The 25,538-nt window shown below is 68.3% G+C and carries 24 protein-coding genes and 5 pseudogenes; 16 read left to right on the forward strand and 13 right to left on the reverse strand.

Annotated features, from left to right (window positions below):
* Positions 1-381 precede the first annotated feature (381 nt).
* Positions 382-1,470 (forward strand): non-homologous end joining protein Ku, encoded by a 1,089-nt coding sequence (ku, locus tag ACZ7GZ_RS33855; protein WP_471030157.1) that lies wholly within the window; start codon positions 382-384, stop codon positions 1,468-1,470.
* Positions 1,471-1,809: 339 nt separating this feature from the next.
* Here ku and ACZ7GZ_RS33860 read toward each other — a convergent pair whose 3' ends face one another.
* Positions 1,810-2,448 carry a TetR/AcrR family transcriptional regulator gene (locus ACZ7GZ_RS33860; RefSeq protein ID WP_471030158.1) on the reverse strand — a complete coding sequence of 213 codons (639 nt, stop codon included), beginning with the start codon at positions 2,446-2,448 and terminating at the stop codon, positions 1,810-1,812.
* A 69-nt stretch (positions 2,449-2,517) separates the two neighbouring features.
* On the opposite strand from ACZ7GZ_RS33860, the gene ACZ7GZ_RS33865 reads away from it, so the two are divergent.
* Together ACZ7GZ_RS33865 and ACZ7GZ_RS33870 are read left to right on the forward strand one after the other, a co-directional pair.
* The gene (locus ACZ7GZ_RS33865) at positions 2,518-4,131 is read left to right on the forward strand and encodes an FAD-binding oxidoreductase (RefSeq protein ID WP_471030161.1); all 1,614 of its coding nucleotides are present in this window, start codon (positions 2,518-2,520) and stop codon (positions 4,129-4,131) included.
* 1,815 nt (positions 4,132-5,946) lie between these two features.
* Positions 5,947-6,120: a hypothetical protein gene (locus ACZ7GZ_RS33870; protein WP_471030163.1), complete on the forward strand. Its 174-nt coding sequence runs from the start codon at positions 5,947-5,949 to the stop codon at positions 6,118-6,120.
* Positions 6,121-6,123: 3 nt separating this feature from the next.
* Here the strand turns inward: ACZ7GZ_RS33870 and ACZ7GZ_RS33875 are convergent, their stop codons facing one another.
* Positions 6,124-8,316, reverse strand: a complete 2,193-nt coding sequence (locus tag ACZ7GZ_RS33875) for a putative Ig domain-containing protein (RefSeq protein ID WP_471030165.1) — start codon at positions 8,314-8,316, stop codon at positions 6,124-6,126.
* An 865-nt stretch (positions 8,317-9,181) separates the two neighbouring features.
* On the reverse strand, positions 9,182-9,679 hold the full coding sequence (locus ACZ7GZ_RS33880) for a hypothetical protein (protein ID WP_471030167.1): 498 nt from the start codon (positions 9,677-9,679) through the stop codon (positions 9,182-9,184).
* Positions 9,680-10,171: 492 nt separating this feature from the next.
* Here ACZ7GZ_RS33880 and ACZ7GZ_RS33885 point away from each other — a divergent pair, with 492 nt between their 5' ends.
* From ACZ7GZ_RS33885 to ACZ7GZ_RS33895, 3 genes are all read left to right on the forward strand, one after another.
* A complete protein-coding gene (locus ACZ7GZ_RS33885; protein ID WP_471030169.1) occupies positions 10,172-10,708 on the forward strand; it encodes a hypothetical protein in 537 nt (178 codons plus the stop codon).
* Between the two features lie 397 nt (positions 10,709-11,105).
* Positions 11,106-11,657, forward strand: a complete 552-nt coding sequence (locus ACZ7GZ_RS33890) for a GNAT family N-acetyltransferase (RefSeq protein WP_471030171.1) — start codon at positions 11,106-11,108, stop codon at positions 11,655-11,657.
* The gene (locus tag ACZ7GZ_RS33895; RefSeq protein WP_471030174.1) at positions 11,636-11,959 is read left to right on the forward strand and encodes a hypothetical protein; all 324 of its coding nucleotides are present in this window, start codon (positions 11,636-11,638) and stop codon (positions 11,957-11,959) included. The genes ACZ7GZ_RS33890 and ACZ7GZ_RS33895 overlap by 22 nt, the downstream gene beginning before the upstream one ends.
* A gap of 172 nt (positions 11,960-12,131) precedes the next feature.
* Here the strand turns inward: ACZ7GZ_RS33895 and ACZ7GZ_RS33900 are convergent, their stop codons facing one another.
* A complete protein-coding gene (locus ACZ7GZ_RS33900; RefSeq protein ID WP_471030175.1) occupies positions 12,132-12,350 on the reverse strand; it encodes a hypothetical protein in 219 nt (72 codons plus the stop codon).
* Between the two features lie 421 nt (positions 12,351-12,771).
* On the opposite strand from ACZ7GZ_RS33900, the gene ACZ7GZ_RS33905 reads away from it, so the two are divergent.
* On the forward strand, positions 12,772-13,245 hold the full coding sequence (locus ACZ7GZ_RS33905) for a hypothetical protein (protein WP_471030178.1): 474 nt from the start codon (positions 12,772-12,774) through the stop codon (positions 13,243-13,245).
* A 238-nt stretch (positions 13,246-13,483) separates the two neighbouring features.
* Here ACZ7GZ_RS33905 and ACZ7GZ_RS33910 read toward each other — a convergent pair.
* Both ACZ7GZ_RS33910 and ACZ7GZ_RS33915 read right to left on the reverse strand, forming a co-directional pair.
* Positions 13,484-13,941 (reverse strand): annotated as a pseudogene (locus tag ACZ7GZ_RS33910) (transposase); the annotation flags it as partial.
* A 392-nt stretch (positions 13,942-14,333) separates the two neighbouring features.
* On the reverse strand, positions 14,334-15,065 hold the full coding sequence (locus ACZ7GZ_RS33915) for an SDR family oxidoreductase (protein ID WP_471030180.1): 732 nt from the start codon (positions 15,063-15,065) through the stop codon (positions 14,334-14,336).
* Positions 15,066-15,160: 95 nt separating this feature from the next.
* Between ACZ7GZ_RS33915 and ACZ7GZ_RS33920 the strand changes: the two genes are divergently transcribed.
* Positions 15,161-16,012, forward strand: coding sequence for a LysR family transcriptional regulator (locus ACZ7GZ_RS33920; RefSeq protein ID WP_471030182.1), 852 nt, complete (start codon positions 15,161-15,163; stop codon positions 16,010-16,012).
* Positions 16,013-16,173: 161 nt separating this feature from the next.
* On the opposite strand, the gene ACZ7GZ_RS33925 is transcribed toward ACZ7GZ_RS33920, so the two are convergent.
* The gene (locus tag ACZ7GZ_RS33925; protein ID WP_471030185.1) at positions 16,174-16,332 is read right to left on the reverse strand and encodes a hypothetical protein; all 159 of its coding nucleotides are present in this window, start codon (positions 16,330-16,332) and stop codon (positions 16,174-16,176) included.
* Between the two features lie 157 nt (positions 16,333-16,489).
* On the opposite strand from ACZ7GZ_RS33925, the gene ACZ7GZ_RS33930 reads away from it, so the two are divergent.
* On the forward strand, positions 16,490-16,729 hold the full coding sequence (locus tag ACZ7GZ_RS33930; protein WP_471030187.1) for a hypothetical protein: 240 nt from the start codon (positions 16,490-16,492) through the stop codon (positions 16,727-16,729).
* 18 nt (positions 16,730-16,747) lie between these two features.
* On the opposite strand, the pseudogene ACZ7GZ_RS33935 reads toward ACZ7GZ_RS33930, so the two are convergent.
* Positions 16,748-17,166: pseudogene (locus ACZ7GZ_RS33935) on the reverse strand (IS630 family transposase); the annotation flags it as partial.
* Between the two features lie 174 nt (positions 17,167-17,340).
* On the opposite strand from ACZ7GZ_RS33935, the gene ACZ7GZ_RS33940 reads away from it, so the two are divergent.
* On the forward strand, positions 17,341-17,970 hold the full coding sequence (locus ACZ7GZ_RS33940; RefSeq protein ID WP_471030189.1) for a pyridoxamine 5'-phosphate oxidase family protein: 630 nt from the start codon (positions 17,341-17,343) through the stop codon (positions 17,968-17,970).
* A gap of 420 nt (positions 17,971-18,390) precedes the next feature.
* Here the strand turns inward: ACZ7GZ_RS33940 and ACZ7GZ_RS33945 are convergent, their stop codons facing one another.
* Positions 18,391-19,047, reverse strand: a complete 657-nt coding sequence (locus ACZ7GZ_RS33945; protein ID WP_471030191.1) for a peroxiredoxin-like family protein — start codon at positions 19,045-19,047, stop codon at positions 18,391-18,393.
* Positions 19,048-19,169: 122 nt separating this feature from the next.
* On the opposite strand from ACZ7GZ_RS33945, the gene ACZ7GZ_RS33950 reads away from it, so the two are divergent.
* Positions 19,170-19,769 (forward strand): TetR/AcrR family transcriptional regulator, encoded by a 600-nt coding sequence (locus ACZ7GZ_RS33950; RefSeq protein ID WP_471030194.1) that lies wholly within the window; start codon positions 19,170-19,172, stop codon positions 19,767-19,769.
* 14 nt (positions 19,770-19,783) lie between these two features.
* Here the strand turns inward: ACZ7GZ_RS33950 and ACZ7GZ_RS33955 are convergent, their stop codons facing one another.
* Both ACZ7GZ_RS33955 and ACZ7GZ_RS33960 read right to left on the reverse strand, forming a co-directional pair.
* Positions 19,784-20,545, reverse strand: a complete 762-nt coding sequence (locus tag ACZ7GZ_RS33955; RefSeq protein ID WP_471030195.1) for a class I SAM-dependent methyltransferase — start codon at positions 20,543-20,545, stop codon at positions 19,784-19,786.
* Positions 20,546-20,893: 348 nt separating this feature from the next.
* Positions 20,894-21,007 (reverse strand): annotated as a pseudogene (locus tag ACZ7GZ_RS33960) (helix-turn-helix domain-containing protein); the annotation flags it as partial.
* 239 nt (positions 21,008-21,246) lie between these two features.
* Between ACZ7GZ_RS33960 and ACZ7GZ_RS33965 the strand changes: the two are divergent.
* Together ACZ7GZ_RS33965 and ACZ7GZ_RS33970 are read left to right on the forward strand one after the other, a co-directional pair.
* On the forward strand, positions 21,247-22,416 hold the full coding sequence (locus tag ACZ7GZ_RS33965) for a hypothetical protein (protein WP_471030197.1): 1,170 nt from the start codon (positions 21,247-21,249) through the stop codon (positions 22,414-22,416).
* Between the two features lie 10 nt (positions 22,417-22,426).
* Positions 22,427-22,745, forward strand: a pseudogene (locus ACZ7GZ_RS33970) (IS5/IS1182 family transposase); the annotation flags it as partial.
* A 207-nt stretch (positions 22,746-22,952) separates the two neighbouring features.
* Here the strand turns inward: ACZ7GZ_RS33970 and ACZ7GZ_RS33975 are convergent.
* A complete protein-coding gene (locus tag ACZ7GZ_RS33975) occupies positions 22,953-23,501 on the reverse strand; it encodes a TetR/AcrR family transcriptional regulator (protein WP_471030199.1) in 549 nt (182 codons plus the stop codon).
* A 103-nt stretch (positions 23,502-23,604) separates the two neighbouring features.
* Between ACZ7GZ_RS33975 and ACZ7GZ_RS33980 the strand changes: the two genes are divergently transcribed.
* The 3 genes and pseudogenes from ACZ7GZ_RS33980 to ACZ7GZ_RS33990 all read left to right on the forward strand — a co-directional run.
* Complete coding sequence (locus tag ACZ7GZ_RS33980) at positions 23,605-24,117, forward strand: carboxymuconolactone decarboxylase family protein (protein WP_471030200.1); 513 nt, start codon at positions 23,605-23,607, stop codon at positions 24,115-24,117.
* Positions 24,114-24,314, forward strand: a complete 201-nt coding sequence (locus ACZ7GZ_RS33985; protein WP_471030203.1) for a hypothetical protein — start codon at positions 24,114-24,116, stop codon at positions 24,312-24,314. Before ACZ7GZ_RS33980 ends, ACZ7GZ_RS33985 begins: the two co-directional genes overlap by 4 nt.
* A gap of 134 nt (positions 24,315-24,448) precedes the next feature.
* Positions 24,449-24,766, forward strand: a pseudogene (locus ACZ7GZ_RS33990) (transposase); the annotation flags it as partial.
* Positions 24,767-25,081: 315 nt separating this feature from the next.
* Here ACZ7GZ_RS33990 and ACZ7GZ_RS33995 read toward each other — a convergent pair.
* The gene (locus ACZ7GZ_RS33995; RefSeq protein WP_471030205.1) at positions 25,082-25,495 is read right to left on the reverse strand and encodes a winged helix-turn-helix transcriptional regulator; all 414 of its coding nucleotides are present in this window, start codon (positions 25,493-25,495) and stop codon (positions 25,082-25,084) included.
* Positions 25,496-25,538 lie beyond the last annotated feature (43 nt).

Raw genomic sequence — 25,538 nt, forward strand, 5'->3', positions numbered from 1 at the left:
CTCCGCAGCGCACCCGGGGGACACGGCAGGGCTGTCCACGGCCACGGTCAGCATGGGCTCGGGCAAGGACCACGTCACGCAGTGATGCCCTTCACCGTGGTGTGCCGCCGTTCGGGTGCCTGCTCCTGGGCCCGGCGCGCGGATGGAACACGGTGGTGCGAGCGTGGAGGGAAAGCCGGCAGTACCGGCACTTCCGGCTGTCGTGCAGGAACTCGCACGGACGGTGTCGTATCTCCGGGCGCTGGAGGTGATGGACATGGGCGAAGGTCGTCCGGCCTGCATCGTCTCAGCGTGGCGGCATCCCCACGGCGCATCGTGAGATGACGGCATGAAGCGTGAGATCCCACATGTCGCGCTGGGTGGATGGAACGGAGCAGGGTCATGGCGCGGGCGATCTGGACAGGAGTGATCACTTTCGGACTCGTTACCGTCCCCGTAGGGCTGTACACGGCAACGGAAGATCACACGGTCCACTTCCATCAGCTGCAACGCGGCACGTCCGACCGGATCCGCAACCGGCGGGTGAACGAGCGCACCGGCGACGAGGTGGACACCAGCGACATCGTCAAGGGCTTCGAGACGGGCGAGGGCGAGTACGTGATCGTCGAGCCCGACGAACTGGACGAGATCGCGCCCGGCCGCTCGCAGACCGTTGACATCTCCGACTTCGTCAACCTGGACGCCATCGAGCCGGTGTACTTCGACCGCACCTATTACGTCGCCCCACGTGGCAAGGAGTACACCAGGGTCTACGAGCTGCTGCGTGCCGCCCTCAGAGAGGCGAACAAGGTGGGTATCGCCACGTTCGTCATGCGCAACAAGCAGTACCTGACGGCGTTGCGCGCCGAGGACAAGGTGTTGGTGCTGCAGACGCTGCACTGGGCGGACGAGGTCCGCGACCCGGGGAAGGAACTGCCTGAACTGCCCTCGGGCCGGGCCGGCCGTGGCAAGGAACTGCAGATGGCGCTGCAGCTGGTCGACGCTCTCAGCGGTGACTGGGATCCGAAGCGGTACCACGACACCTATCAGGAGAAGGTGCGCGAGCTGGTCAAGGCCAAGGCGGAGGGCCAGGAGGTCGCGGCGGCCGAGGTGCCGCCGGAGGCGACCAACGTCATCGACCTGATGAAGGTTCTCGAGGGCAGCTTGCAGGCCGCCCGCTCCGGCCGCGGCGGTGAGGAACCGGCCAAGCGCAAGAGCAAGCCCGAGCCGCGCAAGACCGCCCGAACCGCTGCGGCCAGGAAGACGGCGAAGACGCCGGAGCGTAAGGCCCCGCCGAAGAAGGCCGGGGCGGCATCGGCGCGCTCCCGCGGCCCCGGCACCGGCGGCAAGAGCGAGTTGCAGAAGCTGAGCAAGGCGGAGCTGTACCAGCGGGCGACCGATCAGGATGTTGCCGGCCGGTCCAAGATGAGCCGAGAGGAGCTCATCGACGCACTCGCGAGCAGACGTCGCCGCAAGAAGAGCGCCGCCTGACAGGAGTCCCCGCCGCATGATCGGCCCACGGACGCCACCACCTGCTGCGGAGGACCACTTTTGGCTCCGGGTGCCGGCGAGTCGCGAGGCGTGACAGAAGCTGCTGGACCTGTTCGCCGCGGATTCGCCGCGGACCTGCAGCACCAGTCGGCGAACGCGTGGGCGGAGCTCCAGGACGAGGACCCCGCTGCCCTGGGCGCCGATTCCATTCTGGGCATGGGCGGACAAGAGGACCCGGGGCATGGAGATCCTCCCTTATGGTTGCGCTTCTGGCGTCCCAGCGGCGGGCGTTGAGCGCCGCCGCATCGTTGGCACTGTGAAGGGAGCCGGGCGTCCGGCTCACGTGTTCTCGTCGTCGGCGGCGAGGATGGTACGGCTGGCCGCGAAGAGCCGTGCGCAGCGTTGTGTCATGGCTTCGGGTGACTGGTCGGGGTGATTGACCCACCAGCGGACCAGGGCGGTGCACAGACCGCGCCAGGCGTATGTGAGGGCGTCGGCGTCAAGGGGGTCGCGGGATCCTGCCTCGTGCAGGAGGCCGGCGGTACCGATCGCGGCGAGGTCGTCGATGGCGTCGCGGTAGTACGCCGCGCGTTGGGCGGCGTCGCTGTCAGGCGGCAGCGTGGCGTCGTACAGGACGAACCACGCCTCGCGTTGCCCGTCCAGGGTGGTGAACAGAGCGTGCAGCACGCGCAGGGCGGTGGGCGGCGCGCCGGAAGCGGGTTCGGCCATCGCGGCGCGGATGGCGTCCAGCAGCCGGTCGCCAACCGGGTTAAGGCAGGCGAGATAGAGGTCTTGCTTGCTGCCGAAGTAGTGGTGCAGGAGCGGTTTGGTGACGCCCACGCGGGCGGCGATGGCGGCGACGGTCGTGGCCTCGTAGCCGTGGCGGCCGAACTCCTCGGTGGCCGCGGCCAAAACCTGTTGTTCGCGCGTGGCCCGGGGCACGCCCTTGGTGCCGGCTCTGGAGGAGGGTGCTGTCATGGAAGCCGATATTACCTTAGGGTAATTTTCTGTTGGGTAAATTACCGGACCCCCGCTGGGAGCACACTCATGCCTGCCACCCCGTCCGAACCCAGAACCTCCCGCACCCGCTCCTGGTGGGGCTGGGGCTACGCCGACGCCCACCCCGACGACGCCGAATGCGCCGCCATGGGCGCCCTGCTGCCGGGCACCCTGGCCCGCCCGCTGCCGATACCCCGGGTTACCGACCTGCTGATCGCCCGCCCCCGCGCGACACCACCGCCCACGCTGGCGCACCTGGTGACCGCCAATCCCGAAGCACGCGCCGCTCACGCCATGGGCAAGGCCTACCGTGACGTCATCCGGGCCCTGCGCGGCCGGCCCGGCCGGATCCCCGACCTGGTCGCCCGGCCGACCGATGACCAGGAGGTGGCTGACCTGCTGGACTGGGCCGGCGGACAGGGCGTGGCTGTCATCCCCTTCGGTGGCGGCTCCTCGGTGGTCGGCGGCGTGGAGTACCGCGGCGACGCCCATCGCGCCGTGCTGTCGCTCGACCTGACCTCGATGGACAGAGTCCTGGAGATCGACACCGCCAGCCGCTCAGCCCGCATCCAGGCCGGCGCGCTAGGTCCCGTGCTGGAAGAGCAGTTGCGCCCCCACGGCCTCACCCTGCGCCACTTCCCACAGAGCTTCGAGTTCTCCACCCTCGGCGGCTGGCTTGCCACCCGGGCCGGCGGTCACTACGCCACCGTCCGCACCCACATCGACGACTTCGTGCAGTCCCTGCAGGTAGTCACACCCGCAGGCTCCGGGACGTCCTGGCGTCTGCCCGCATCCGGCGCCGGACCGTCTCCGGACCGCCTGTTCCTCGGCTCGGAGGGCGCGCTCGGCGTCATCACCGAGGCGTGGATGCGCCTGCAGGAGCGCCCGCGCTACAAGGCCTCGACGTCCGTGGCCTTCGCCGACTTCCACCAAGCGCTGGGCGCGGTGCGTGCCATCGCGCAATCCGACCTCGCCCCGGCCAACTGCCGTCTGCTCGATTCAGGCGAGGCACTGCTGTCCGGCGCCTCGCATGATGGCTCGGCCGTCCTGGTCCTGGGCTTCGAATCCGCCAGCACCCGCGTCGACGAGCACCTCACGAGCGCCCTGGAGCTGGCCCGCGCCCACGGCGGCCGCGGCAGGGCGCCGGCGGCGGATCGCGACGCCCCGGCCGACACGGCCGACACGGCCGTCATCGCCTGGCGTTCGGCGTTCCTGCGGATGCCCTACCTACGCGATGGCCTGGCCCGCATGGGCGCGGTTGTCGAGACCTTCGAGACCGCCGCCACCTGGGACAAGGTTCCAGCCCTGATCGACGCCGTCCGCGCCCAGGTCGGCGCCGCCGCCTTGAAGGCCACCGGTCACCCGGCCACCATCAACTGCCGCCTGACCCACGTCTACCCCGACGGCGCCGCCCCCTACTTCACCGTGGCCGTCGCCGGCCGACCCGGTGACGAAGTTGAGGTCTGGGACGACATCAAAGCCGCCGCGAACGACGTCCTGCACCGCTACCGCGCGACCATCACCCACCACCACGCCGTCGGCCGCGACCACCGCCACAGTTACGACCTCCAGCGCCCGGAGCCCTTCGCCCTGGCCCTGCGCGCCGCCAAGGACGCCCTGGACCCCAACCGCATCCTCAACCCAGGCGTCCTGATCGACTAAGCAAGACGGCGGAAAGCTGTCGTCTCTCGTGAAAGTGACCGAGGAAGAAATGAGGTGCCGCCCGAAGTCGCGCTCAAGCGCTGTCACTTCTGGGGTTCTGGCACAACTTCTGTGGTGACTGGACGCTGAGTGATGATCCAGCTTTCGGCGGCATCGGCACAGGTGTGTGTCTGAGCCCGGTCGGCCACGTGCCGGGGCAGGCAACAGCCAGGGTAGGCACGGCGATCAGGTGCCAGGAGGCGCTTTTGTGGCGGGCACACGCCGGTCCCGGCGGCGATCCGCTGGACCGAGTCCGGAACCGCCACCATGCCCACCGACCCCGGCGCACGCACCGTACGAGCCCTGGACGGCACCGGACCACAGGTGCCGTGCGAGTCGGATCCGGGCCTGGCTGCCAAGGCGGAGCAGGCACGTCCCCGCCGGGAGGGCAGCATCGAGCCAGGGGGCCGGGGGGCCGGGGGGCCGGGGCGTCGGTGTGGAGGACAGTGCTCAGGCTCAGCGGAAGGCCGTCGCAGGCTGGCCAAGGCGTGCCCGGTCCGGGCATCGCCCGGCCGCCGAACCGGCGTGGCCGGCGGCTTCCCCGCGACCGGCTGCCGTGAGTTGGAAGCCGGGCCGGACGAGGCGGGCGAGACGGGCGGCGAAATCGGCACCGAAAGTTCGGCGCAGAAGTCGAGCAGGGCAGTGCGCATGGTCTCTGGGTCCATACGGGCCGTTGAGCGCCTGCCTCTGACAAGCGGGACGCGGCGCCGAGTTCGGTCGCGGCTCGTTGGGGAAGCGGTCAAATGGGTGTGCGTGAGGTCCCCTTGCGGAATCGGCCGCCATGCTTCTCCGGGTATTGCCGGCTGCCGCCCTGAACATGGACGGGACACCCGCGGACGACGATCGCTGCCCAAGCACCGTTCACAAGACAGCGGCAGAGACGCCCCTGCCGGGCAGTTGCGGCTGCTGCCGGGGCAGGTGGGCGGCAGGCCAGGGCGCGGAGGGCAAGACCCGCGCCAGCTCGTGACGTACGCGGTCGGCTTCACCACGAGCCTGGGCGGGGACATCTCCGCGCTCTGCGACAAGCCGGTTGAAGATCGGGGTTTCCTGGAACATGCTGGGACCTTTCTCCTGAAATGGGCACGGCTCGGCACCCGCCGCACAGCAAGACGATCATGTGACGGAATGAGTATCCAGGGTCGCGGAAGGGGCAGCGACCAGCCGGGCCTCAAGCGGCAGACCCGCCGGCCACGGATCGATCACCCGGGCGTCCCGCTCGCGGGGTCGCCCACTGGCGGGAAGCGCAACAACGCCACCCACCTGCTGCCTATGCGACGTTGTCCGGAGATGTTCATTACCGGTGGTGTGCAAGGACTTCAGGAAGACGCTGGTGGAGACCCTCCACATGCGCCCCTCGAACAAGCCGATCGCCTGGACCATGATGTTTTTCACCTGGTCCAGGTGAACACGCGTGAGGCCCTCGTGAAACTGATGCGTAGATCAGGGCCGCTGTGCGGGGTCGCGACTGAATAGTCCGGCGACGAGTGCCATGATCGTCGGCGATAGGCCCGTGCGGCTGGCCGCGTTCGGAGATCACCGGGTGGACGTCGCGCTGCCTTGTCGTGGTCGTAGCAGCGGTCGGTAGCGGCGGGGACCTTGTCCGGCAGGGGAGCAGTTGGGTGACGTCGTCGCGGTTGCCGCCCGCCAGGGACATCCCCGAGCGGGATGCCCTGGGTGTCGGTGAGGATGCGATGTTGCCCCGGTTGATCTCTCGGGCTTGCCGTTGGCAGCAGCCGTCAGCTCGGCGGCGACCCGAACGACGCCCGCAATCCCTGGATGGAACCGGCCGACCCGGGAGACAAGTCGGCCGACGGCATCAACCACAAGACGGATCCGGTGGAGACGAAGCTGCACACCGCGGTCTGCTTCCGGAAAGTGACCCTCCAGGCGGCGCCGACGGGCGGCGCCGCACCGGAACGTCCAGCGTGCTGGCAGCTCGGATTCGGTTGAGGGTCAGCTGAGTGCAAGGGAGGTGTCGTCGATGACGTATGAGGTCTGGAGAGACTGGTCTTCGGTGCCGCTGAAGGTGATGGTGACGGTCTGGCCGGCGAGGGGGGACATGTCGTAGGTCTTCTGGCTGTAGCCGGTGGCGGCGTTGAGATTGGAGTAGGTCGCCAGGATGGTGCTGCCCGCCTTGACGGTGAGCTTGTCGTATGCGGTGGAGGTGGTCGTCTCGGCGGTGTCGATGTGCAGGTACAAGCTGAGGGTTGCCTTGCAGCCCGACGGGATCGTCACCGACTGGGAGAGGGTGTCGGTGTGGGAGCTGCCGTAGCCGTCCAGCCATGCGTCCCACGTGCCGCTGTGTGCGGGCTCGCCCTGTGAGCTGTACTGCCCGATGACGTTGGCGCTGGCGGACCACACCGTGTTGCCGGACTCGAAGCCGGGGTTGCCGAGCTGCTGGCTCGTACAGGTGCCGCCGCCGGCCGGGTTGACCGTCCAGGTGAAGGTGGTGGAGCCGGAGGCGCCCGTGTTGTCGGTTGCGGTGGCGCTGACGTGGTAGGTGCCGGTAGCGGTGGGCGTGCCGGAGATCAGGCCGGTGCCGGAGGCGATGGTCAGGCCGGGTGGCAGGCCGGTCGCGCTGTAGGTGAGCTTGGCGGACGCGGAGGAGTCGGTCGCGGTGATCTGCAGGCTCGCCGAGCTGCCGACCCTGCCCGTCTGGTCGCCGGGGTTGGCGACGGTGACGGTGTTGCCGCCCGTCTGGCCGCCGATCGGCAGGCCGCCGGTCGGTGCGTACATCGCCACGTCGAAGGTGCTGCCGCTGGGGCCGTGGGCGATGGGGATCACGGTGACGGCGTTGCCGCCGGGCAGGACGGACGTCGAAATGTAGTCGCCGAACATCCGGCCCTGCGTGGTGTTCGGCAGCCAGGCCAGCGTCATGGGGCCGGCGAGCTGGGTCGGTGCCGTCCACGTGGCACCGCCGTCGGCGGAGGAGACGTAGCCCGCGTCGAGCTGGCAGGTCGTGTCCGTGCAGGAGGCGTTCGGGTAGTAGTAGTACGTCAGCCCGATGCGGGCGGTGTCGCCCGAGCTGCTGGGGTCCACGCCGATGCCGGGCACGAAATGGTCGGCGGAGCTGCTGGCGGCGTCGATCGGCACGCGGCCCGGTGAACTCCACGAAGTACCGTTCGTCGAGGTCGATATGATGATGTCGTTGCTCGTGCAGTTGGTACGGAAGCGGCAGTCGGACCAGACCACATAGACGCGGCCGGAGGCATCGACCTCCGAGGACGGCAGGGGCCCTTCACGCAGGGTGTCGAGCCGGGACATGTCGGTGGCGTCGTCCTCAAGCCCGGCGACCGGGTGGTGCGAGACCGTGGCGATCTGAACGCTGGAGCCCCAACTGCTGCCACCGTTCGTGGAGGTGAACGCCCGTTCGCTGTCCTCGCTGCCGGAGGAGAACGGCACGACGACGGTGCCGTTGGGCTGCACGACGGGCTGACCGCCGAGCCCGCTGGGTCGGTCGGCCGGGCTCTGCTGAGCGCCCCAGGTCGCGCCTCCGTCGGTCGAGGTCTTCATATGCTCCGCGTCGCCGGCGTTGGCGTCGTCGTATTCGGTATAGCACCGGCCGTAGTACGGGCTGGACGGGTGGTTGTCGCAGACCGTCCAGTTCTTGTCGTCGAAGGTGCCGGTGGAGAGGATGACCGGGGCGCTCCAGGTGTGGCCGCCGTCCGTGGAGCGGCTGACGTCGACGTCGACGCTGTTTCCGGAGCGGATGCCCAGCCATGACACCATCCACACGCCGTCCTTGGCGTCGTAGGCAACGGAGGCGTCACTGGCGGCGGAGTAGGGGCCGCCGGTGTTCGTGGTGGAGTTGGGCAGGAAGCCGTGCGTCCAGCTCTGCCCGTTGTCGGTGGAGGTCGCCCACCCGATGTTGGACGCGCCTCCGCCGGAGACCCGGCCGACCTGGAAGGCGGCGACGACGGTGCTACCGAAGCTGAAGGTGTCCGGCTCGACCTCGGTGGCGTGCTGGGCCTGCGAGTCGGAGTACGGGTCACTGCTGACCTGCGCCAGAGAGGAGGCAGCGGCGTGAGGGGTCACTAAGGCGGCAGCGGAGCTCGAGGGGTTGGCGAAGGCCGGGGTGGCGAACGCCATCGCCGCGGCCAGAGCACCGATGAGCAGGGAGGCTCTTCCTCTTGCCGGTCTGGACATGTCGCTCCTGGCGGTGTGTGGGTACCGGCGACCGCTGACAAAGGGCGGTACAAAACCGGCGGGAACGCGGCACGGCGGACTCGCATCAGGTGATGCAGGGGTTTCGCATGGCTGCACCACGGACCGACGCGTGCGCGTCGTGCTTGGGTCCGGCATGGCGGCAAGCCACGCCGACGACCGATCAGCGAGGCGGTGCGCTCCAAGCGGCGGTGGTGCCCGGCGGGTTGGTGGTCCCGATCGCGCCCCTGGCAGGTGTCGCCGACTTGGCTGCTTTCCCGCCGCTTCGAGCTGCTGGGCTGACCGTGGCCGCACGCATGGTGAATGCGGTGATGAGCCGTCTTGGGCTTGGTGTGGAGCGTGACACTGAACATCCCTTCAGGCAGCCGGGGGGCGTCCGGCGGTGGGGGTGAAGGACGTTCGCGCGAGGTGCACGCGTGTTCGCAAGGCGGATTCTGGACCCGTACATGACACCGCGCAAGGGGTGGCGCCAACTCCGCCGGCGCCCCGCACCTCGCGCACTCGGTCTAGGCCCTCACGCATCGCAGCCCGGCGACGCCGGTCGAGGTACGTCTTACGGCCCGACTGGCAGAACGTCGTCAACCCCGCGCCGTTGCCCTCGCCCATCCCGGCGAGACGGTACGTGTGATCCTCGCCATCGTGTACGCCGCGACCTGCTGAATGATGTCGACTGTGCCTTCGTGGAGCGGTATCTGACTGCTCGCCATAACCCACCCATCAGCCGACTTCACGGGCTGACCCACCGCGAGCAGCACCCGACTGTCGGGGCACAGGCGCACTCCGCTGTCCCAACGTGCCGGCGCCCTCACGTATCTCCGCCGAACCGGGCCGGCACGGTCGAGGGAACTCAGTAGAACTTGGAGGGCTGGACCGTTGGGCTGGAGCTGCCTCCGGATTCGAGCCGGGCGACGCGCTGGTTGTAGTCGTCGACGCTGCCTGGCTGAAGCGTGTAGTCCTCGATCTGGCCGTTCGACTGAGGCACCTGGAGGGTGAGAGTGTCGCCGGTCAGGGTGCCGTTGATGACCGTGCTGCCCAGCGTGAACTTCACATTGAGGGTGACCCGGGACCCCGTCAGCGTTCCAGTGACGACCCCACGCTGGTGATCAGGGCTGCTGTATTTCACCTCGGTCTCGTCGAGGGTGCCGGTGATGTTGCCGTTCCGTGTCTGGGTCTCGAGGAAGCTGACGGAGTTGTAGTCGCTGCCCACGAGCGTGCGGGGCAGGCCGACGGCTACCTCAGGCACGATGGGATCGGTGCCGTGTCCGGCGCCCTTGCCGGTACCGCAGCCGGCGGTTGTGAGTGCGCAGATGGCAGAGGCGGCGATGGCCGCGCGTCTGGTGATCATGAAGCCCCCCAAGGCTGTTCAGCGCAGACTTTAACCTCGGCGGGCACCGCCAGCGTGGTGATTGACAACAGTCGACGCTGCGTTCTGTCACGGCCTGTTCAGTGTCCCCACTCGTCCGGCCCACGCTTGCCCGCCGAACCTAGGCCACCGTCGCCGTGTTCAGGGCCGGGCCCCTTCTCAGGCCTAGTTACGACCCGGTCCGCGATTGAGCACACGGCGTTCCGGCCTGACGGGGAGTGTGTACCACAGACGCGACCGCTCAGCCGACGCCGATGACGACGTGGTCCGGCATCTTCAGACCGCGCACGGCGGCCTGGCGCCGGCCGCAGGCCGCGATGGCTGGCCCCCGTCCGGACACACCGGTCCCGCGCCGTGAAGGTCGGTGCACACGCCTGGGGGAGCGGGTCTTCGGCGTGTGCGAGCATCCGAACACACCATCACAAGTCCGCCATAGGCCTGCCACAGGCCCTCGCGAACCGCCAATATCACTCCGTGAACAGAACCATCACCACCGCAGCCGCCACTCTCCTGCTCGCCAGCCTGGCCGCCTGCAGCAGCAACAGCGGCAGCAGGTCCTCGCACCAGCAGACCTCCAACGGGAAGGCTGGCGCCTCCGCGACGCCTGCCGCCGGCAAGCGACTCGACGCTGGCAGCGCGTTCACGCAGATCGCCGGCAAGGTCGCCTCCGCGAAGCTGTCCGGCACCGTCACGGCGGCCGACGACCCGAACCATCTTCTGGGCCGGCCGAACCAGTACACGTCGAAGGTCACCTTCACGGACTCCCGGATCAAGGCGAGCGACGTCGAGGGTACGGAGAAGGGGGACGTCGAACGCGGCGGCGCGGTCGAGGTCTTCGGCAGTCCGTCGGACGCGCAGATCCGGGCGAAGTACATCCAGGCCGTCACGAAATCGATGCCCGCGCTCGCGGAGTACGACTACGTGAGCCGCACGATCCTGGTCCGCGTCTCGCGATTCCTGACCCCGGCGCAGGCCCAGCACTACAAGGCAGCCGTCGATGGGATCGGCTGACGGACTATGCCACACACTGGCCGCATGACGGACATGGACCAGATCGTGACGTGGCTAGGTCCTTTCCGACAGGTCGTGTGACTCGCCTGGCTGTGGATGGTTTCGGCGAAGTGGAGAAGTGGGGCGGGGTGACATCGGCTCGATCAACGCCCATTGCGCATCCGATAAGTCGCTGGGGCCGGGCTCTCTGTGTATGCCCCGCATCCCACGATGGACATGCCCGGCAGAAGGCTCGCGTTACGATCAGTACCACGATCGAGCGATCTCGAATCGAGAAAGATCGGACTTAACATCCTTAAATGCCCCGTATGAGGTGGCAAGCTCCACCGCCGTCCGGAGCAGGCGGGCGGGCGTGCGAAGATCCAACGGTCGGATACGCGCACTTCGAAGGACGGCTATGTTCGCGATTTCTCTGGGGGACGGGGCCGAGCTGCGGCCTTTGGAGCCGTGGCAGGCCGAGGAGTTCCTAGCGCATATGGACCGGGGCCGGGAGTTCGTCGGTCAGTACATGGAGCTGCCCGACCTCGCCACAAACCTCGACTCCGCCCGCAGCTATCTCCAGCTTTACGCCGACAAGGCAGCCACCGACACTGGCCGACTGTACGGAATCTGGCTCGACGGCACCCTCGTGGGTGGCGTCTCCTTCCCGAAATTCGACGCCGCCGCCGGTATTTGCGAGGCAGGCTGCTGGCTGGAGCCCGCCGCCACAGGCCGGGGCCTGGTCGGACGTGCGGTACGGCACATCATCGACTGGGCATTCAACGAACGCGGCATACACCGTGTGCAGTGGCTGGCGTCGCCGAAGAACACACCCAGCATCAACGTCGCCAAGCGGCTCGGCATGACCCGTGAGGGCGTCCTGCGCGAAACCTACCTCTACCGGGGCGTCCGCCACGACGCCGAGGTCTGGTCGGTGTTGGCACGGGAGTGGCAGGGCTTGGGCAGCTGAGCAGCCTCTTCAAGCCCTTTTACACGGCGACCCGGCAGGTTGCACGGCGACCCGGCAGGCACGCGCCGAGCTGGTCCAGGCTGGCGGCGATCCGCGACAAGGCATACAAGACCCCGCTGTCCATCGCGTTGCGCCTGCTGTGGCCCAAGCGTCAGGAACAGCGCCCCCGGTCCTGGCGGCCTGACTGGCGCATGAGCATGGCCGCCGAAGCCTCCGTCCGACACTGGACGGTGGCCTTCAAGGCCGTCCGGGAAGGCCGTACACTCCTCGCTCTGCGCAACGTCGACGGGGTCGTCTTCTGACGCCTCCCAGCACCCCGCCCGACACGTACCGGATCGGGGCCGGCTTCGGTGAAGTGAAGGCCAGGTTCATCCAGCGCGGCGGGATCATCCCCGAAGGCACGACTGATGGCCGGACCCCACCGGCCACGGCGGCTCCCCGGGCGCCACGCTTCCGCGACATCATCCACCGCGCCTACGAGAACGCCGCCATCGTCCCCGATGACCCGATCCCCGACCATGTCAAGAAGGGGGCCAGTTCGAGATCAGTGGCATGGTCAAAACGGGCGACGACGAACGCGAGCGCGGTGAACTTTGGCTGGCCGGCGAGTTCACCGACGCGTTCGAGGACCACTTCGTCAACGACACCATCGTGGCGGACATCGGTGACGGCACCGCCGGATGGGAGCTTCACGGCACCTCGTACTCTGTAGAACTCAGACGACAGCACCCCCTGAGCAGTCGAAACGCCCACCGCAGCACGGGAACCCAACGTGGGCAACCACCCAACGGCGCGCTCCCTGGGATCTGCGAGCCTACGAGCTACAGAGCTGAGCCTTGCTGGAGGAAGCCGCCCGCGCGAGCTGAACGATCCGACGCCCGGGACGCGCTGCCCGACGGCTCCTTCATCCGGTGAAGTCTGGCAACTTCGGGCGATCACGCGGGTCCGCGCCTCACACCCGGTCACTTGACTCGCGTTTCGCGGGCTGAATCGATGCGCCGAAGGGCCGTACCTCCGCAGCCACCTCGCGGAAGAACGGCCCTTCGCCGTGAACTGGCCACGGCCCCGCGTCGGTCGGATACGCTACGCGTCCAAATGACAGGGGGAGCAACGGATGTTCGACAGACGGCTGAGAGCGACACTCACCTTGGCGGCGATCCTGCTGGCCACGCTCACCGCCTGCGGCCTCGACGGCCCCGATCCCGTCTACGGCCTCAAGGACGACCTCCGGCACATCCCCCGGAAGACCATCCCAGCCACCCGCCCGCACATGGTCAAGCAGTGCACGACCAGCACCGTCCGGGTCGGCCACTCCTCCACCACCGGCTCCGGCAGCCACCGCCGGACCCGCACCTGGTACACCACCGAGCGCCATCAGGACTGTCACAGGGTGCAGCACGGCACCGAGTCCTACCGCAAGGAGATCCGCCCGGAACGCTGGTGCGTCCGCTTGGACGACGTCAACGGCGACGACGACCGCGACAACGTCTGGTACCGCGTCGACCGCCGCGACTACAACCGGGTCCAGTTCGCCCACTACCACACCCGTGTGAAATTCGTCCCGGCGTCCCAGAGGACCTACTGCTGACGGCACGGCAGAACGAGTGCGCTCTGGCTCGCGGGATGCGTAGCGGTGAGGCTGCTGGGCTCGGGACCCGCGAGCAGATGGAGTCCATGCGCATCGTCTGGTCGCGGTGTGGTGTGATCGCCCCCCGGCTTGAGGGCCGGGCCTTTGATGCACTGCCAGCGGTTGCTTCAGCAGGTCTAATCCAGACGCCTGCGTACGCCACGATGGCACCGGCGGCGGTCGCGGCGCCGCGGTTTCTGACGGAATCAAAGACCTGTCGTAGCGGCTTGAACAGGGCGGATCCGGCCCGTGGGGGTTCGCCCTTGCGGGCCGGCCGCAGCAGGCGGACTCCCGCCTCGGTGAGCTCGTGTTCGAAGGTGCGGCCGTAGTAGTGCCGGTCGGCGATGAGGGTCTGTCCCGGGCGGGAGGCTACGAGGTCGGGCTCGGCGTGGAGCATGTCGAGCAGGGTCTGCCGTTCGTCGGCCTTCCGCCGGTGAGCGTGAAGGCGAGGGGCAGGCCGTGCAGAGTGCACACCAGGTGCAGGCGCAGGCCCCAGAAGTACCGGGAGTGGCTGGCGTAGTAGCCGTACTCGGCCCAGCCAGCCAGGTCGGATTGCTCTGCGGTCTCGCGCCACGGCGCCAGGTGCGGCGATTCCTTCAGCAGGTCGTCGGTCTTCACGTAGAGCGCGGTCGCGAGGGAGTCCAGGTCTGGCGTCACGACCGACCTTCGGACTCCCTCGCTTCATGTCATGCGCGCCAGCGAGCCCTTCTGTGACCTGCCAAGATAGGTGTCACCAATTCTGCGGGCCGACCTGGGCTTCGGTGGCGCAGCGGTCGCGCCACTTGTCAGCAGATGGTCGACCTTGTTGCCATGTGCTCCGAGTTTCCGGCCCAGTTGTCACCGAGCACATGGAGATTCGGCAGGTCGGAGGATTCGTGAATAGCAGTCAGGTCTTGCGATTCGGATCCCGGGTCACGATTGTTGGAGCCGGTAGCGGTGCGGGGCGTTGCCCCGGGCACCGGAGCGTGGGCAAGGACGGCCACCACGGATCTGTTCGAGATGTGTGGGCGCAGCGGCATCAGCCTGGCGGGTGATGGCCGCCGTGCACATCACCAGGGCACTACGCCGGCGTCGTCGAAGAACTGTCCGGTGGGGCCGTCGTCGGGCAGGGTCGCGAGTTTGATGGCGATCGCCGCGCCCTGTTCGGGGCTGCGCACGCCGCTGAAGCCGTTGAGGTCGGTGGCGACGTAGCCGGGGCAGCCGGTGTTGATCAGGATGTTCGTGCCGCTAAGCTCCCGGGCGTATTGGAGGGTGACGGCGTTCAGGAACGTCTTCGACGGCGCGTACGCCGCGGACACCGGACCTGCCGTCTGCTCGGCGGCGGGTCCTGACTGCCGGGTGAGAGAGCCGACGCTGCTGGACATGTTCACGATCCGTGGTGCAGCGGAGCGGCGCAGCAGCGGCAGCATCGCGTTGGTGACGCGGATGACGCCGATCACGTTGGTGTCCACGACCGTGTGGATGGTGGCGGGGTCGATCCGGGTGGGCTCCTGTGGCATGTCGCCTGCGATGGCGGCGTTGTTGACCAGCACGTCGAGGCGTCCGGCCTGTTCGTCGATCAGCCGTGCGGCGGCGGTCGCGCTCGCGTCGTCGGTCACGTCCAGCGGTACGGCGAACGCGTCGATGCCAGCGGCGCGCAGTTTCTCCACCGCGGCGCTTCGGCGCTGGTCGTCGCGGGCGCCGACGCCGACGCTCCAGCCGAGGGTGCCCAGGCCTGCGGCGATCTCGTAGCCGATTCCCTTGTTCGCGCCGGTGACCAGCGCGATCGTCCGTTCAGTCATAGGGACGATGCTGCCTTCGGGCCTCGGCAGGGGTCCAAGACCGATCGAGTGCGCAACGATACCGTCAGGGTATTGATCCGGGATAGCGTGGCCGGATGGAGACCCGGGAACTGCGGTATTTCGTCGCTGTCGCTGAAGAGCTGCACTTCGGACGTGCCGCGCAGCGGCTCGGGATCGCGCAGCCACCGTTGTCACGGGCGATCCAGCGGCTCGAACGCCGGCTCGGGGCAGTGCTGTTGGATCGGACCAGTCGCACTGTCACGCTGACCGAGGCCGGCTCGGTGCTGTTGGTCGAGGGCCGGGCGGCTCTCGACGCGGTCGAGGCCGCTGAGCGTCGGACCCGCCGCGCCGCCCTTTCCGTGACCGGCCGCCCCGGCCTGGTCCTGGTCACGAAGGCCAGCGCGTCCAGGGAACTGCTGGCGAGACTGCTCGACGCGTACGCCGCCGAACCCGGCGCGGTCCCCGTCGACGTCATCCTGTGCGGTCCGGCCGAGCAGGAACGACTCCTGCGCGAGGGCCGGGCCGACGTGGCGCTGCTGCACCGGCCGTTCGACTCGACGGCCGGATTCCACACCGAAGAGCTCAGCACGGAGAGTCAGGTTGTGGTCCTGCCGGCCGGGCATCCGCTCACCGCCCGGGCCTATGTGCACATGGCCGACATCACCGGGCTGCCGGGCCTGCCCCTCCCACGCTGGCCCGACCCCGACGGCACCTACCCGCCCGGACCCGGCCCGCAGGTCCGCGACCATGCGCAGTTGTTGCAGCTCGTCGCGCTCGGCCGTGCCTGTGCGGTCTCACCGGAGTCGTGCCGAGCTCAACTGCACGGTGACCTCGCCGCCGTGCCCGTGCTGGATGCGCCGACGGTCACCACCGTGATCGCCTGGCCACCGCATAGCCGGTCCAGAGCCGTCGCCGACCTCATCCGGACTGCGACACGTCTCCAGTAGCTCCCACCCGCCCGGTCAGGCTCCACCCATCGTGGCCCGGCTCAGGCGGCAGATCGCGGTGGGTGCACGCGGCTGGTGTCAGTCTGCGCGACCAGGTGACATCCATCTCGACCACTCACACCCTCGCATCATTCATCTAGTCCTCCCTCACGGACCTGCAGTCACTGGGTAGCCACGCCGAACAGCCACAACCCGTAGGGCATGACGATCAAGGGAACCGACATCAGCAAGCCCATCCTCCAGGATGTCCTTGAACCGACAAAGAGGCCGAATGCCGTCATGAGGATGGGCCAGACGACCAAGACGGCGAAGACGATCACACTCGCACCTGAACCCATGCATGCCCCCTCTTGTCACCCGCCCGGCGTGCATCGGCAGTCTTCTCTCCGATCACGCACCATTATTTGAACACGTTCAAATGGCTCGTGGCCAGTGATCTGACCCGTCTCGTTCGCCGGGTTGGAGGGGAGGAGCACGGTGTGCGTTGAGATCGTCCTCGCCGGTCTGCCGATCGATCGCGATGACGTCGAGGACGCGTTGGAAGGCGCGCTGGGCCCCGACGGCGAGATCACTGGAGCGGGCAGCGGCACGGGACGCTGCCGCCTCGACGTGAAGACCGACGCAACCTTGGATCCCGGCCCCACCTTGGATCGGCTGCGTGCCACGCTCGGCGAGCTCGGCGTCGAGGCATACGCAACGTTCAACGTCAGCAACTGATCAGGCTGCCGCTCGGGCTCACCAGCGGATGCCCTTCTCGCTGCGGTTACGAGCGCGTTCGCGACGCTGGGCGGCGAGTACGTCGCGGTGGCGGGCGTTGGTGTTGCGCCATCGGAGGTACGCGGGCAGGGCCCGGGTCTGTGCTGGGTGGTTGCGGTGGTGGGAGTTGGCGATGACGAACTGCCGCAGCGGTCCGAAGTGGGCCTCGATCGGGTTCGCCCACGAGGCGTAGGCTGGGGTGAGGCACAACTCGACCCGGTCCTTCTTCGCCCCGGCCGGGCGGCCCGGATCGACCTCAGTGCGGCCAGGGTGTTCGCGCCGCCCTTCTTCATGCGGTTGACGCCCCAGAGTTCGTCGTCGCCGACGGAGTAGCAGCTGTGGAAATAGCGCACCCCGTGCGTGCGGTGGAAGGTGGCGGGATGCCGCTCGGGCCGGCCATGGTCGACGCGTAGCGCTCCGCAGGCGCCGTCCAGCGCATGCACCCCCGGTGCCCCAGAGCCCTGCGGCGCCTACGACTCGGGCATGCGCGAGGGATCCTCGCACCGGCCACTGATAGCGAGCCGTCGTCTACGCTCGACCTGTTCACGTACCAATGGGAGGGGGTGAGGTCCGTGCTGCTCACAGACCTGGTCGAGGTGACGTCACCGGACGAGCTGGGGGAACTGCTCGGCGAGCCGACACCGGGCGCGCTGGTCAAGGTCCGGCCGAGCCTGCACGAGCACGACCGCCAGTGGCTGGCCGCGTCGCCGCTGTGCGTGGTGGCGACCTCGGACGCCGACGGCACCTGCGACGCGTCACCGAAGGGTGACCCGGCCGGGTTCACGCTCGTGCTGGACGACACGACGATCGCGATTCCCGAACGTCCCGGGAACCGCCGGGCCGACGGGTTCCGCAATATCCTGACCAATCCCCACGTGGGGCTGCTCTACCTGATACCCGGTCGCCCCGACACGCTGCGCATCAACGGCCGCGCGCGCATCCTGCGCGATGCACCATTCTTCGACGACATGGTTGTGAAGGGGAATCGTCCACAGCTGGCCCTGCTGGTCGAGATCGACCAGGTCTTCTACCACTGCCCGAGGGCCCTGCTGCGCGGTGGAGTCTGGCAGCCGGAGACCTGGCGGCCGGAAGCGGCGCCGTCCCGCGCGGTGCTGGCGAAGGCGCACGATCGCCGTTCGGAGAGCGTGGAGGAGCTGGAGGCGTACTACGGTTCGCAGTACCTGGAGCGCCTGTACCAGTAACTGGTCCCTACGGTGTTCTGCGGGCCGCGGTGTCTTCGTATGGTTCACCCACCCAGGGGCGTCGAGCGTGGCTCTGACTGATCTGCCGCTGGTAGCTGGAAACGATTGGCCGCTCGGCGCCCCACGACGACTCGGCTGCCAACGAGGTATCCCCTCGAGCTACCGCGGCGAAGGCAGGACCGACGCCAAAGACGCCGCCGTCATCGCCGGCCAGGTCCGCATCCGCCGCGACCTGCACCCCTTACAGGCCCTTGAACGGTCCTTGCTCGGCGGCCACGGGATTGGCAGAGAAGCTCTGCGTGTCGAAACGCCGACGGAATTCGACTATGTCCGGCTCGGTCCACAGCTACGGCAATGCCGCCGTAGCTGCGGAGTGTTAGCGGTCGTCGATCCGGGACTTGTACTCCACAGGGAGCGTGCTCAGTCGAGGGCGTCGAGGGCGTCGAGTGCGGCGAGGATGTCGGCCGGTTCGGCGCGGGTGGTGTAGTCGGTGTTGACGAAGGCCCAGCGGATCATGCCCTGGCGGTCGATGACGTAGGTCGCGGGCACCGGGAGGGTGCGGGTGTGGCCGCCATGGGCCCGGTCGAGGTCGATGCCCAGGCGGTCGTAAACGGCGGCGAGGTCGTCGGGCAGGTCGAAGGCGAGGCCGTACTGCTTGGCGGTGTCGGAGCCGACATCGCTCAGGACGTCGAAGGTCAGTTCGTGCTTCTCGGCGAGGGAGAGGGACTCGTCGGGGATCTGCGGGGAGACGGCGACCAGGCGGGCTCCGCGGGCGATGATCGCGTCGTGGTGCTGCTGGAGTGCACGCAGGGCGATGTTGCAGTACGGGCACCATGCGCCGCGGTAGAAGGTCAGTACCACTGGGCCCTCGGCGAGCAACTCGTCCAGGGCGAGGGCCTGTCCGGTGGCTGAGGGAAGGGTGAAGGACGGGGCGTCGGCGCCTACGTTCACAGCGCGGTCGGCCTGGCCGGACTGCGCCAGTTCCTGAGTGGCTCGCTGCATCACGGCGCGGACGTCTGCGGGGATCTGCTTCTGGCGGCTGTCGTAGAAGGCATGCAGCTCGGCATTGAGGCTCACGGGGGGCTTCCTTCCGGCAAGATTCTTAGAACGACTGTTTCAAGATAGGGGCTCGGGTGCACGCCGGGCCAGTGCCTGGGGAGGTATCTTGGAACTCTCATTTCAAGATGGTGGGGTGGGTCATGCCGGACGTCAAACACTTCGATCCGGACGCGGTCCTGGACACCGTGGTGCGGCTGTTCTGGCGACAGGGCGTGGCCACGACCGGCGTGCAGGACATCGTGAACGCGACCGGACTCAACCGCTCCAGCCTGTACGCGACCTTCGGTGGCAAGCAGGAGCTGTACCTCGCTGCCCTGGAACGCTACGTAGAAGAACGTTCCGGCCCGAGGCTCAGCCTGCTCACCGGGGACGACCGCGGGCTGCCGGCCGTCACGGAGTTCTTCAGCCGACTGATCGAGACGCGCTGCGCGGGCGAGTACGCCCAGTGGGGCTGCATGGTCTCCAACGCGCACGCAGGTGTCGAGAACGGCGATCCGAAAGTGCGCGCCGTGCTCGACCGGCAGCACGAACGGCTGCGCGAGGCGTTGCACGCCGCGCTCTGCACGGCGCAACGGCGGCACCAGATCGCTGCGGGAGCCGCCCCGGACACCGCGGCCGAGGTGCTGGCCCTCCTGGCGCACGGGGTGAATCTGCGCTCCCGTGCCGGAGCGGACGCACGGCAGTTGCAGAAAACCGTGGAGGCGGCCATCGATGCGGTGACCGGCCGGTCAAGCCCGTGAGGAAGCGGCTCACGTCATGGGTGAGCAGCGAGCAGCAGGTCAACCAGGTAGGTCTCTTCCAGCACCTCGTCGGGGAAAGCCTCGCGCAGTCGCCTGCGTTCACCGGCGAGAAACGCTCGGTTGGCGGCCTGCTCCAGGACAAGGAACGCCGAACGACTGCTGATGTTGGCCAGATGCGTGTCGAGGGTGACCATTCGCTGCCAGCGGATCTGCCGGCGCACCACCCGTAGCCCTGTCAGGCCCGCGAGCCGGACGGCCTCCCTGTCATCGGGACGTACCGCGGAACGCGGAGGCACACCGCAGTGGTGCGCGAGGCGCTCGTGCTGGGCACGAATCCACGGCACATCGAAAGCGGTCGTGTTCCACCAGATCGCGAGCGCGCCGTCCGGGCGCAGCACACGCAGTGCCTCAGGGACGGAACGCCCGGTATCCGTCCACTGCCAGGACTGTGCGTAAGTGATGAGGTCATGAGAGGAATCGGCGAGAGGCAGGGCATTGCCGTCGCCCCGGACGATCGGCACGTCAGGGAGGAACCGGCGAAACTCGACGGCCATCCCCTCACCGGGCTCGACCGCGATCACCTCAGCACCCCGCTCACACAGCAGCGCGGTCGCAATGCCCGTCCCCGCACCGACATCCGCGGCGCGGACCCCCGCCAGAGAATGGCCCATGAACTCCTCGACAGAGTCGAAGAGCGCCGACGGATACGAAGGGCGGCTCGCCCCGTACTGGTCGGCAGCCGAGTTGAACGAATGAGCACGTTTTCTCGAAGTCATCCCCCCATCATCGTTCCCCGACCCTGTGTAACAGGAAAACCGAGCACGCAACTCGGCGATCGTTGCTGGTAACAGCTCTCTCGCACACGTGTGGCCGGCGCCGTGAATCGGGAAGGGTCCGCACGTCCCCCGGGCGGCAGGGGTGAGGTGCCGTCCCGGCCGGCGACGTTGCGGAAGGTCGGGATGCCGAGGTCAACGGCAGTGGTCCGGCGGGCCTGTTCCGCATCCAGCTGCGCGCTTGTCCTGGGCTACGGCGAGGCTGACCTCAGGCCCTTCCAACTCGCCCTGCCAGCCGTTGCGTCCGGCCCCGATGATGCGGGCCACGAGGTTGTCGCGGACGTGCCTCGCGCGCAGACGGCCCGGTGCACGGTCGGCAAGCAGGCCGATCACCGAGGTCGCGTAGGCGTGGGCGGTGCCGATGGAAACACCGAAGCCGACCGCGATCTCCGCGAGGGTGTCGTGCCTGCTTATAGGAAACCAACAAGGTTCCCGCGCCAGTGAGATGAGGTGTCGAACACATCCCTCAACGGCACAGGAGCCTTGTCCGTTGCGGATGCCTACCTCGTCACCCGGCCAGCAGCAATGCTGAAAGAGCTCAGTGACTACTCCAGTCGACGGGAAACCATCTCTCGCGGTTGCCGGTGCGGGCGAGGATCCCGATCCCCTTGTCAACTACCGGTCTTGCAGCAGACGATGAGGGCATGGACGGGGAGACGGCCAGGCGCATCATCCGGTCCCAGGACGAGGAGGTACGGGCACGACTGCGACAGATGCTGGCCGAGCGCGGCCGTAAGGCTCAGGCCGTCGCGGCAACCCTCCGCCCGTGGCGGAGTGGTTCAGCCACCACCCTCTTCACAGGGCGTGCAAAACCCGAAGCTCTCCGCGCGCTCGTCGATGCAAGCAGATGGGCATCTGCCAACCGGGGGCTTCCGGGAGGGCTGCGTTACATGATCGCGGTCTCCGGCCACGAGTACGGCAGCCTCGGCAGCTCCGAAGTGGACCTTCAGTACGAGGAGCGGGACCTTGAGCGCTTCCGGCAGGGAGACGCCGACGCCGGGAGAGCCATAGAGAACGTCTATCTCCTCGCCGAGCAGATAGCGGAGAACTGCCGGGGGGCACAGATAGTCGGGTCGGCGCTCGACATCCCCGATGAGTCCCATCCGCCCCGGTACGGGCAGCTGCTCGAGGGAACACTCGCCCGGCTTGTGGCTGAGGACCTCGCCGACCACATCAACACCGGTCGGGCACTGGAGGAGCGGCTGACCGTCGGCGGGGTCGGGGAGACGACCGTGCAGTCCTGGCGCGCGAAGGTGCTGGAGTCGACCGCCATCCCTTATCTACTCGGCTTTATGGATCTGACCCGGGGTCTCGGAGCCTGTGAGAGTCCGGTCGTCACCGATCCGGTGGTTTTGAGCCGGGCCTATCTGGCTCTTGGTCTGGCCTACTTGGAAGAGGTGCAACAGCGCATGCCGGACTATGCCGAGGCGTCGGGGCAGGCAGTGCCCGAACCCAGCATCTCGTTGTCCTTCAGCGGGGGGACCTTCTACGGCGGTCAGTTCGCCGCACAGATCGCGAACATCAACTCCACGATCGCGGGTGTCGTCCAGCACGGCAGCCCGGATGTGGCCGAGGCTTTGAAGGAGTTGGAGCAGGCCGTGCTGCGCCAGGCCGGCTTGGATGAAGACGAGCGGCGGGACCTGCTCGACAATGTCGGGTATCTCGCCGAGGCCGCGCAGACTCCTTCTGAACGACGAAACCGTGGAATTATCAGATCGGTACTCTCGTCGTTGACAGTTGCGGCAGCCAGCGGTGAGGAACTGCGCCGGGCCATGGACGCCTGGGGCGGAGTGCTTCACGGCCTCCTGCCCTGAAGGACGGCGTCCCCGCCGCACCCACGACCTGACCTCGGCGCGTGCCCACCGGACACCGGATCTGCGAGCGCCAGGACGTCCCGGCCCTCGTCACCGCACCTACCTTGGCGCCTGTCCGTGGGTGACGACACCCCTCAGACGCCCGCCGGGCCGCGACCCCGCCCGAACACAGCGAACCCTCAACCGCGCGCTGTCCGCGGCACGAGCCACACCGGTCAAGCGCGGCGTCGGGCGGCTGAAGGCGTGGCGAGTGCCGCAGGGCCCGGTGCAGCCCGAACCGAATGTCGTCAATCGCCGTGGCCGTCCTCACCCTGGAGCGGCAACGCTGAAAAGGCTCACTGATCCGTTGACGATGGCCACGCTTCCGCTCGATCGTTTTCACTACCGCGCTCAACGCTCCGACAAGCGCGTCGGGGGCAGGTCGTCGAACACGGCCGTCCTCGTGTGACCGAGTGCTTGAGTTGGCCGGGCTGGCCAACTCAAGCACACACCGCGGGGCGGGCCTGCGGCATGGTGGGGGGACCTCCTGGGCAAGGTCACGCTGCGTTGCGGAGCATGGCTGCCGCAACCGCGCGTGCCTCCGCTGCGGGAGCCGACGTGCGTTCCCGCAGCGCGGTGACGATCGCACCGTCCATCAGCAGCACGAACCGTCGCGCGAGTGCCTCGGTGTCCTCGTGCCCACTCTTGGCGAGCAGGCTCGCAACGTACGCGGTGACGCGCTCCTTGTGCTCGGCAGCCACCCGGTACGCCGCGCTGCCGGTGTCGGCGGTCTCGGCCATGGTGTTGATGAAGGCGCAGCCGCGGAAGTCGGCGTTGGCGAAACGCTCGGCCAGCGCATGGAAGACGTCCAGGGGCTCTCCGCCGAAGGCGTCCACGCGTTCGGCCAGCCAGGCGCGCCAGGCCTGGTCGCGTCGTTGCAGGACGGCCACAACCAGGTCGTCCTTGCTGGCGAAATGCCGGTAGAAGGAGGCGCGGCCGACTCCGGACTCGGCCAGGATGCGCTCCACGCCGACGGCGCGGATGCCCTCGGCGTAGAAGAGTTCCTCGGCGGCGTCGAGGAGGCGTTCGCGTGCGTGGGTGGCCATGGCACCAGGCTATCCCGATCTTGACGATTACGGAACCGATCAGTACCGTCTTGCCGCACGGAAACGGAACCGATCGGTACCATCTGGAGGACTCGTGCCACGCATGCCACAGCTCGCCGACGACCCCTCGGGGCTTCTCGACCAGACCCGCCGCCAGCTCGGCCGACTGCCCAACCTGTATGCGGCGCTGGCCAACGGCCCGGCGGCACTCGCCGGGTACCTGGCCCTGCGCGATCACCTCGGCCGCGGCGTTCTGCCCGCCCGCCTCCGCGAGCAGCTCGCGCTCCTGGCCGCGCAGGAGAACCACTGCACGTACTGCGTCAGCGCCCACACGCTGCGGGGCCGGAAGCTGGGCCTGAGTGACGAGGACCTGATCCGCACCCGCGAGGCTGCCGACGACACCGACCCGCACGCCGACGCAGTGCTGCGGCTCGCTCGCGAGGTCATGCGCACCGGCGGCCGCGTTGAGGACACCGCGCTGGCCGAAGCCCGCCGAGCCGGGGTGACCGATGCCGAGCTTGCTGAGATCGTCGCCCACATCGCACTCAATACGCTGTCCAACTACTTCAACCACCTTGCCCAGCCGGACCTCGACTTCCCGGAGGTGTCCGCGTGATCCGCGAGTGGCGCAGGGGCTCGGTCGAGCTCGTGTCCGGCTACACCATCACCGACGCCGAGGGCCGTTCCGTCAGCCGCGCCGCGGACGTCGACTTCGCACTCGAGGGCGGCTTCGTCAACGTCCGACTCCCTGGCGCCCGCCACACCCAGGTGGTCTCAGCTCCGGCCGTCCGTCTGATCACCTGCGAATCCTGACCTCGCGCACTGGTTGGCCTTCTCCGCAAGGCGGCCTCCGCACCCGCCTACCGGAAAGCCCTGCGTCTCCTGCCCAGCGTGCCTCTCTTTGGGAGTTGGGCAGTTGATCGGATGTGTCTGTCCGGTGACAGATCATGGATGCGATGTGGGACCGGATCGACCCGCTGATGCCGGCCGATCCGGTCCGTGGACGGCGGTGGGCCGACCATCGCCGCACTCTCGGGGCCATCGCGTGGACGTACCGCACAAGGTCGCCCTGGCGGGACCTTCCCGACGAGCTCGGCCCCTTCAAGACCGCCCGCACACGGCTGCTCGGATGAGCCGTCGACGACAACCGGGAGATGCCCCTGACCGGCGTCCTGGCAGCGGCAGACGCCGACGCCGGCATCGACTGGACCGTGTCGGTGGACTCCACCATCGTCCCGGCCCACCAGCACCACGCCGGAGCACGCATGTCTGCGGTGATCTACCGGTGGCGTTCGCGCGAAGGCATGAACGGCATTCGCAGCCGGTTGGCATCCTGTGACACAGGCGATGCGCCAGCACTGTGGCAGCTACGGATCGCGTCTGCATCAGGCCGATGACGGCATCTGGGTGGCGTACGCACGGTGGCCGGATGCCGCCACTCGCGAACGGTGCCCGGGACTCGACCTGGAAGGCGGAAGCCCTGAGAGTAAGGCGATCGCTGAGCGCATCCCACAATTCGATGTCATGTGGTGGACGACCTTCTCGAAGAACCCCGCGACCAGGGTGTGTCCGAGGGGTCGTCATCCGGCCGGACCGTCCGAGACGCGTTGGCGTCGGTGGAAGCAGTCCTGTGCCGCCAGCACATCGTCTCCGTAGGCCGCTGCCCAGGCACCCAGGGCGCGGATCGGGATGAGCAGGGCGGTGCCGGCCTCGGTCAGGGCGTAGTCGACGCGGGGCGGCGCTTCGGCGTAACGACGGCGCCGCACCAGGCCGTTGTACTCCAGCCGCCGCAGCGCCTCGTTGAGCACCTTGGGGCTGATCCCGCCAATCCGGGCCAGCAGCGCGCGCGGCCGCATCGGACCCGACTCGCCGAGGACGTAGATGACCACGCTGTCCCAGCGGTTGGCCAGCACCTCGACGGCGATCCGAGCCCGGCAGTCCGCCGCAAACGGAGCTCCGCCCAGGTCGTCCTCGTCCCCATCCACCTGTCCCATACGGACATCCTGCCCTGGCCGATGCCTACCAGACGGTGCGCAT

It is taken from the genome of Streptomyces sp. NPDC037288, from assembly GCF_055603265.1.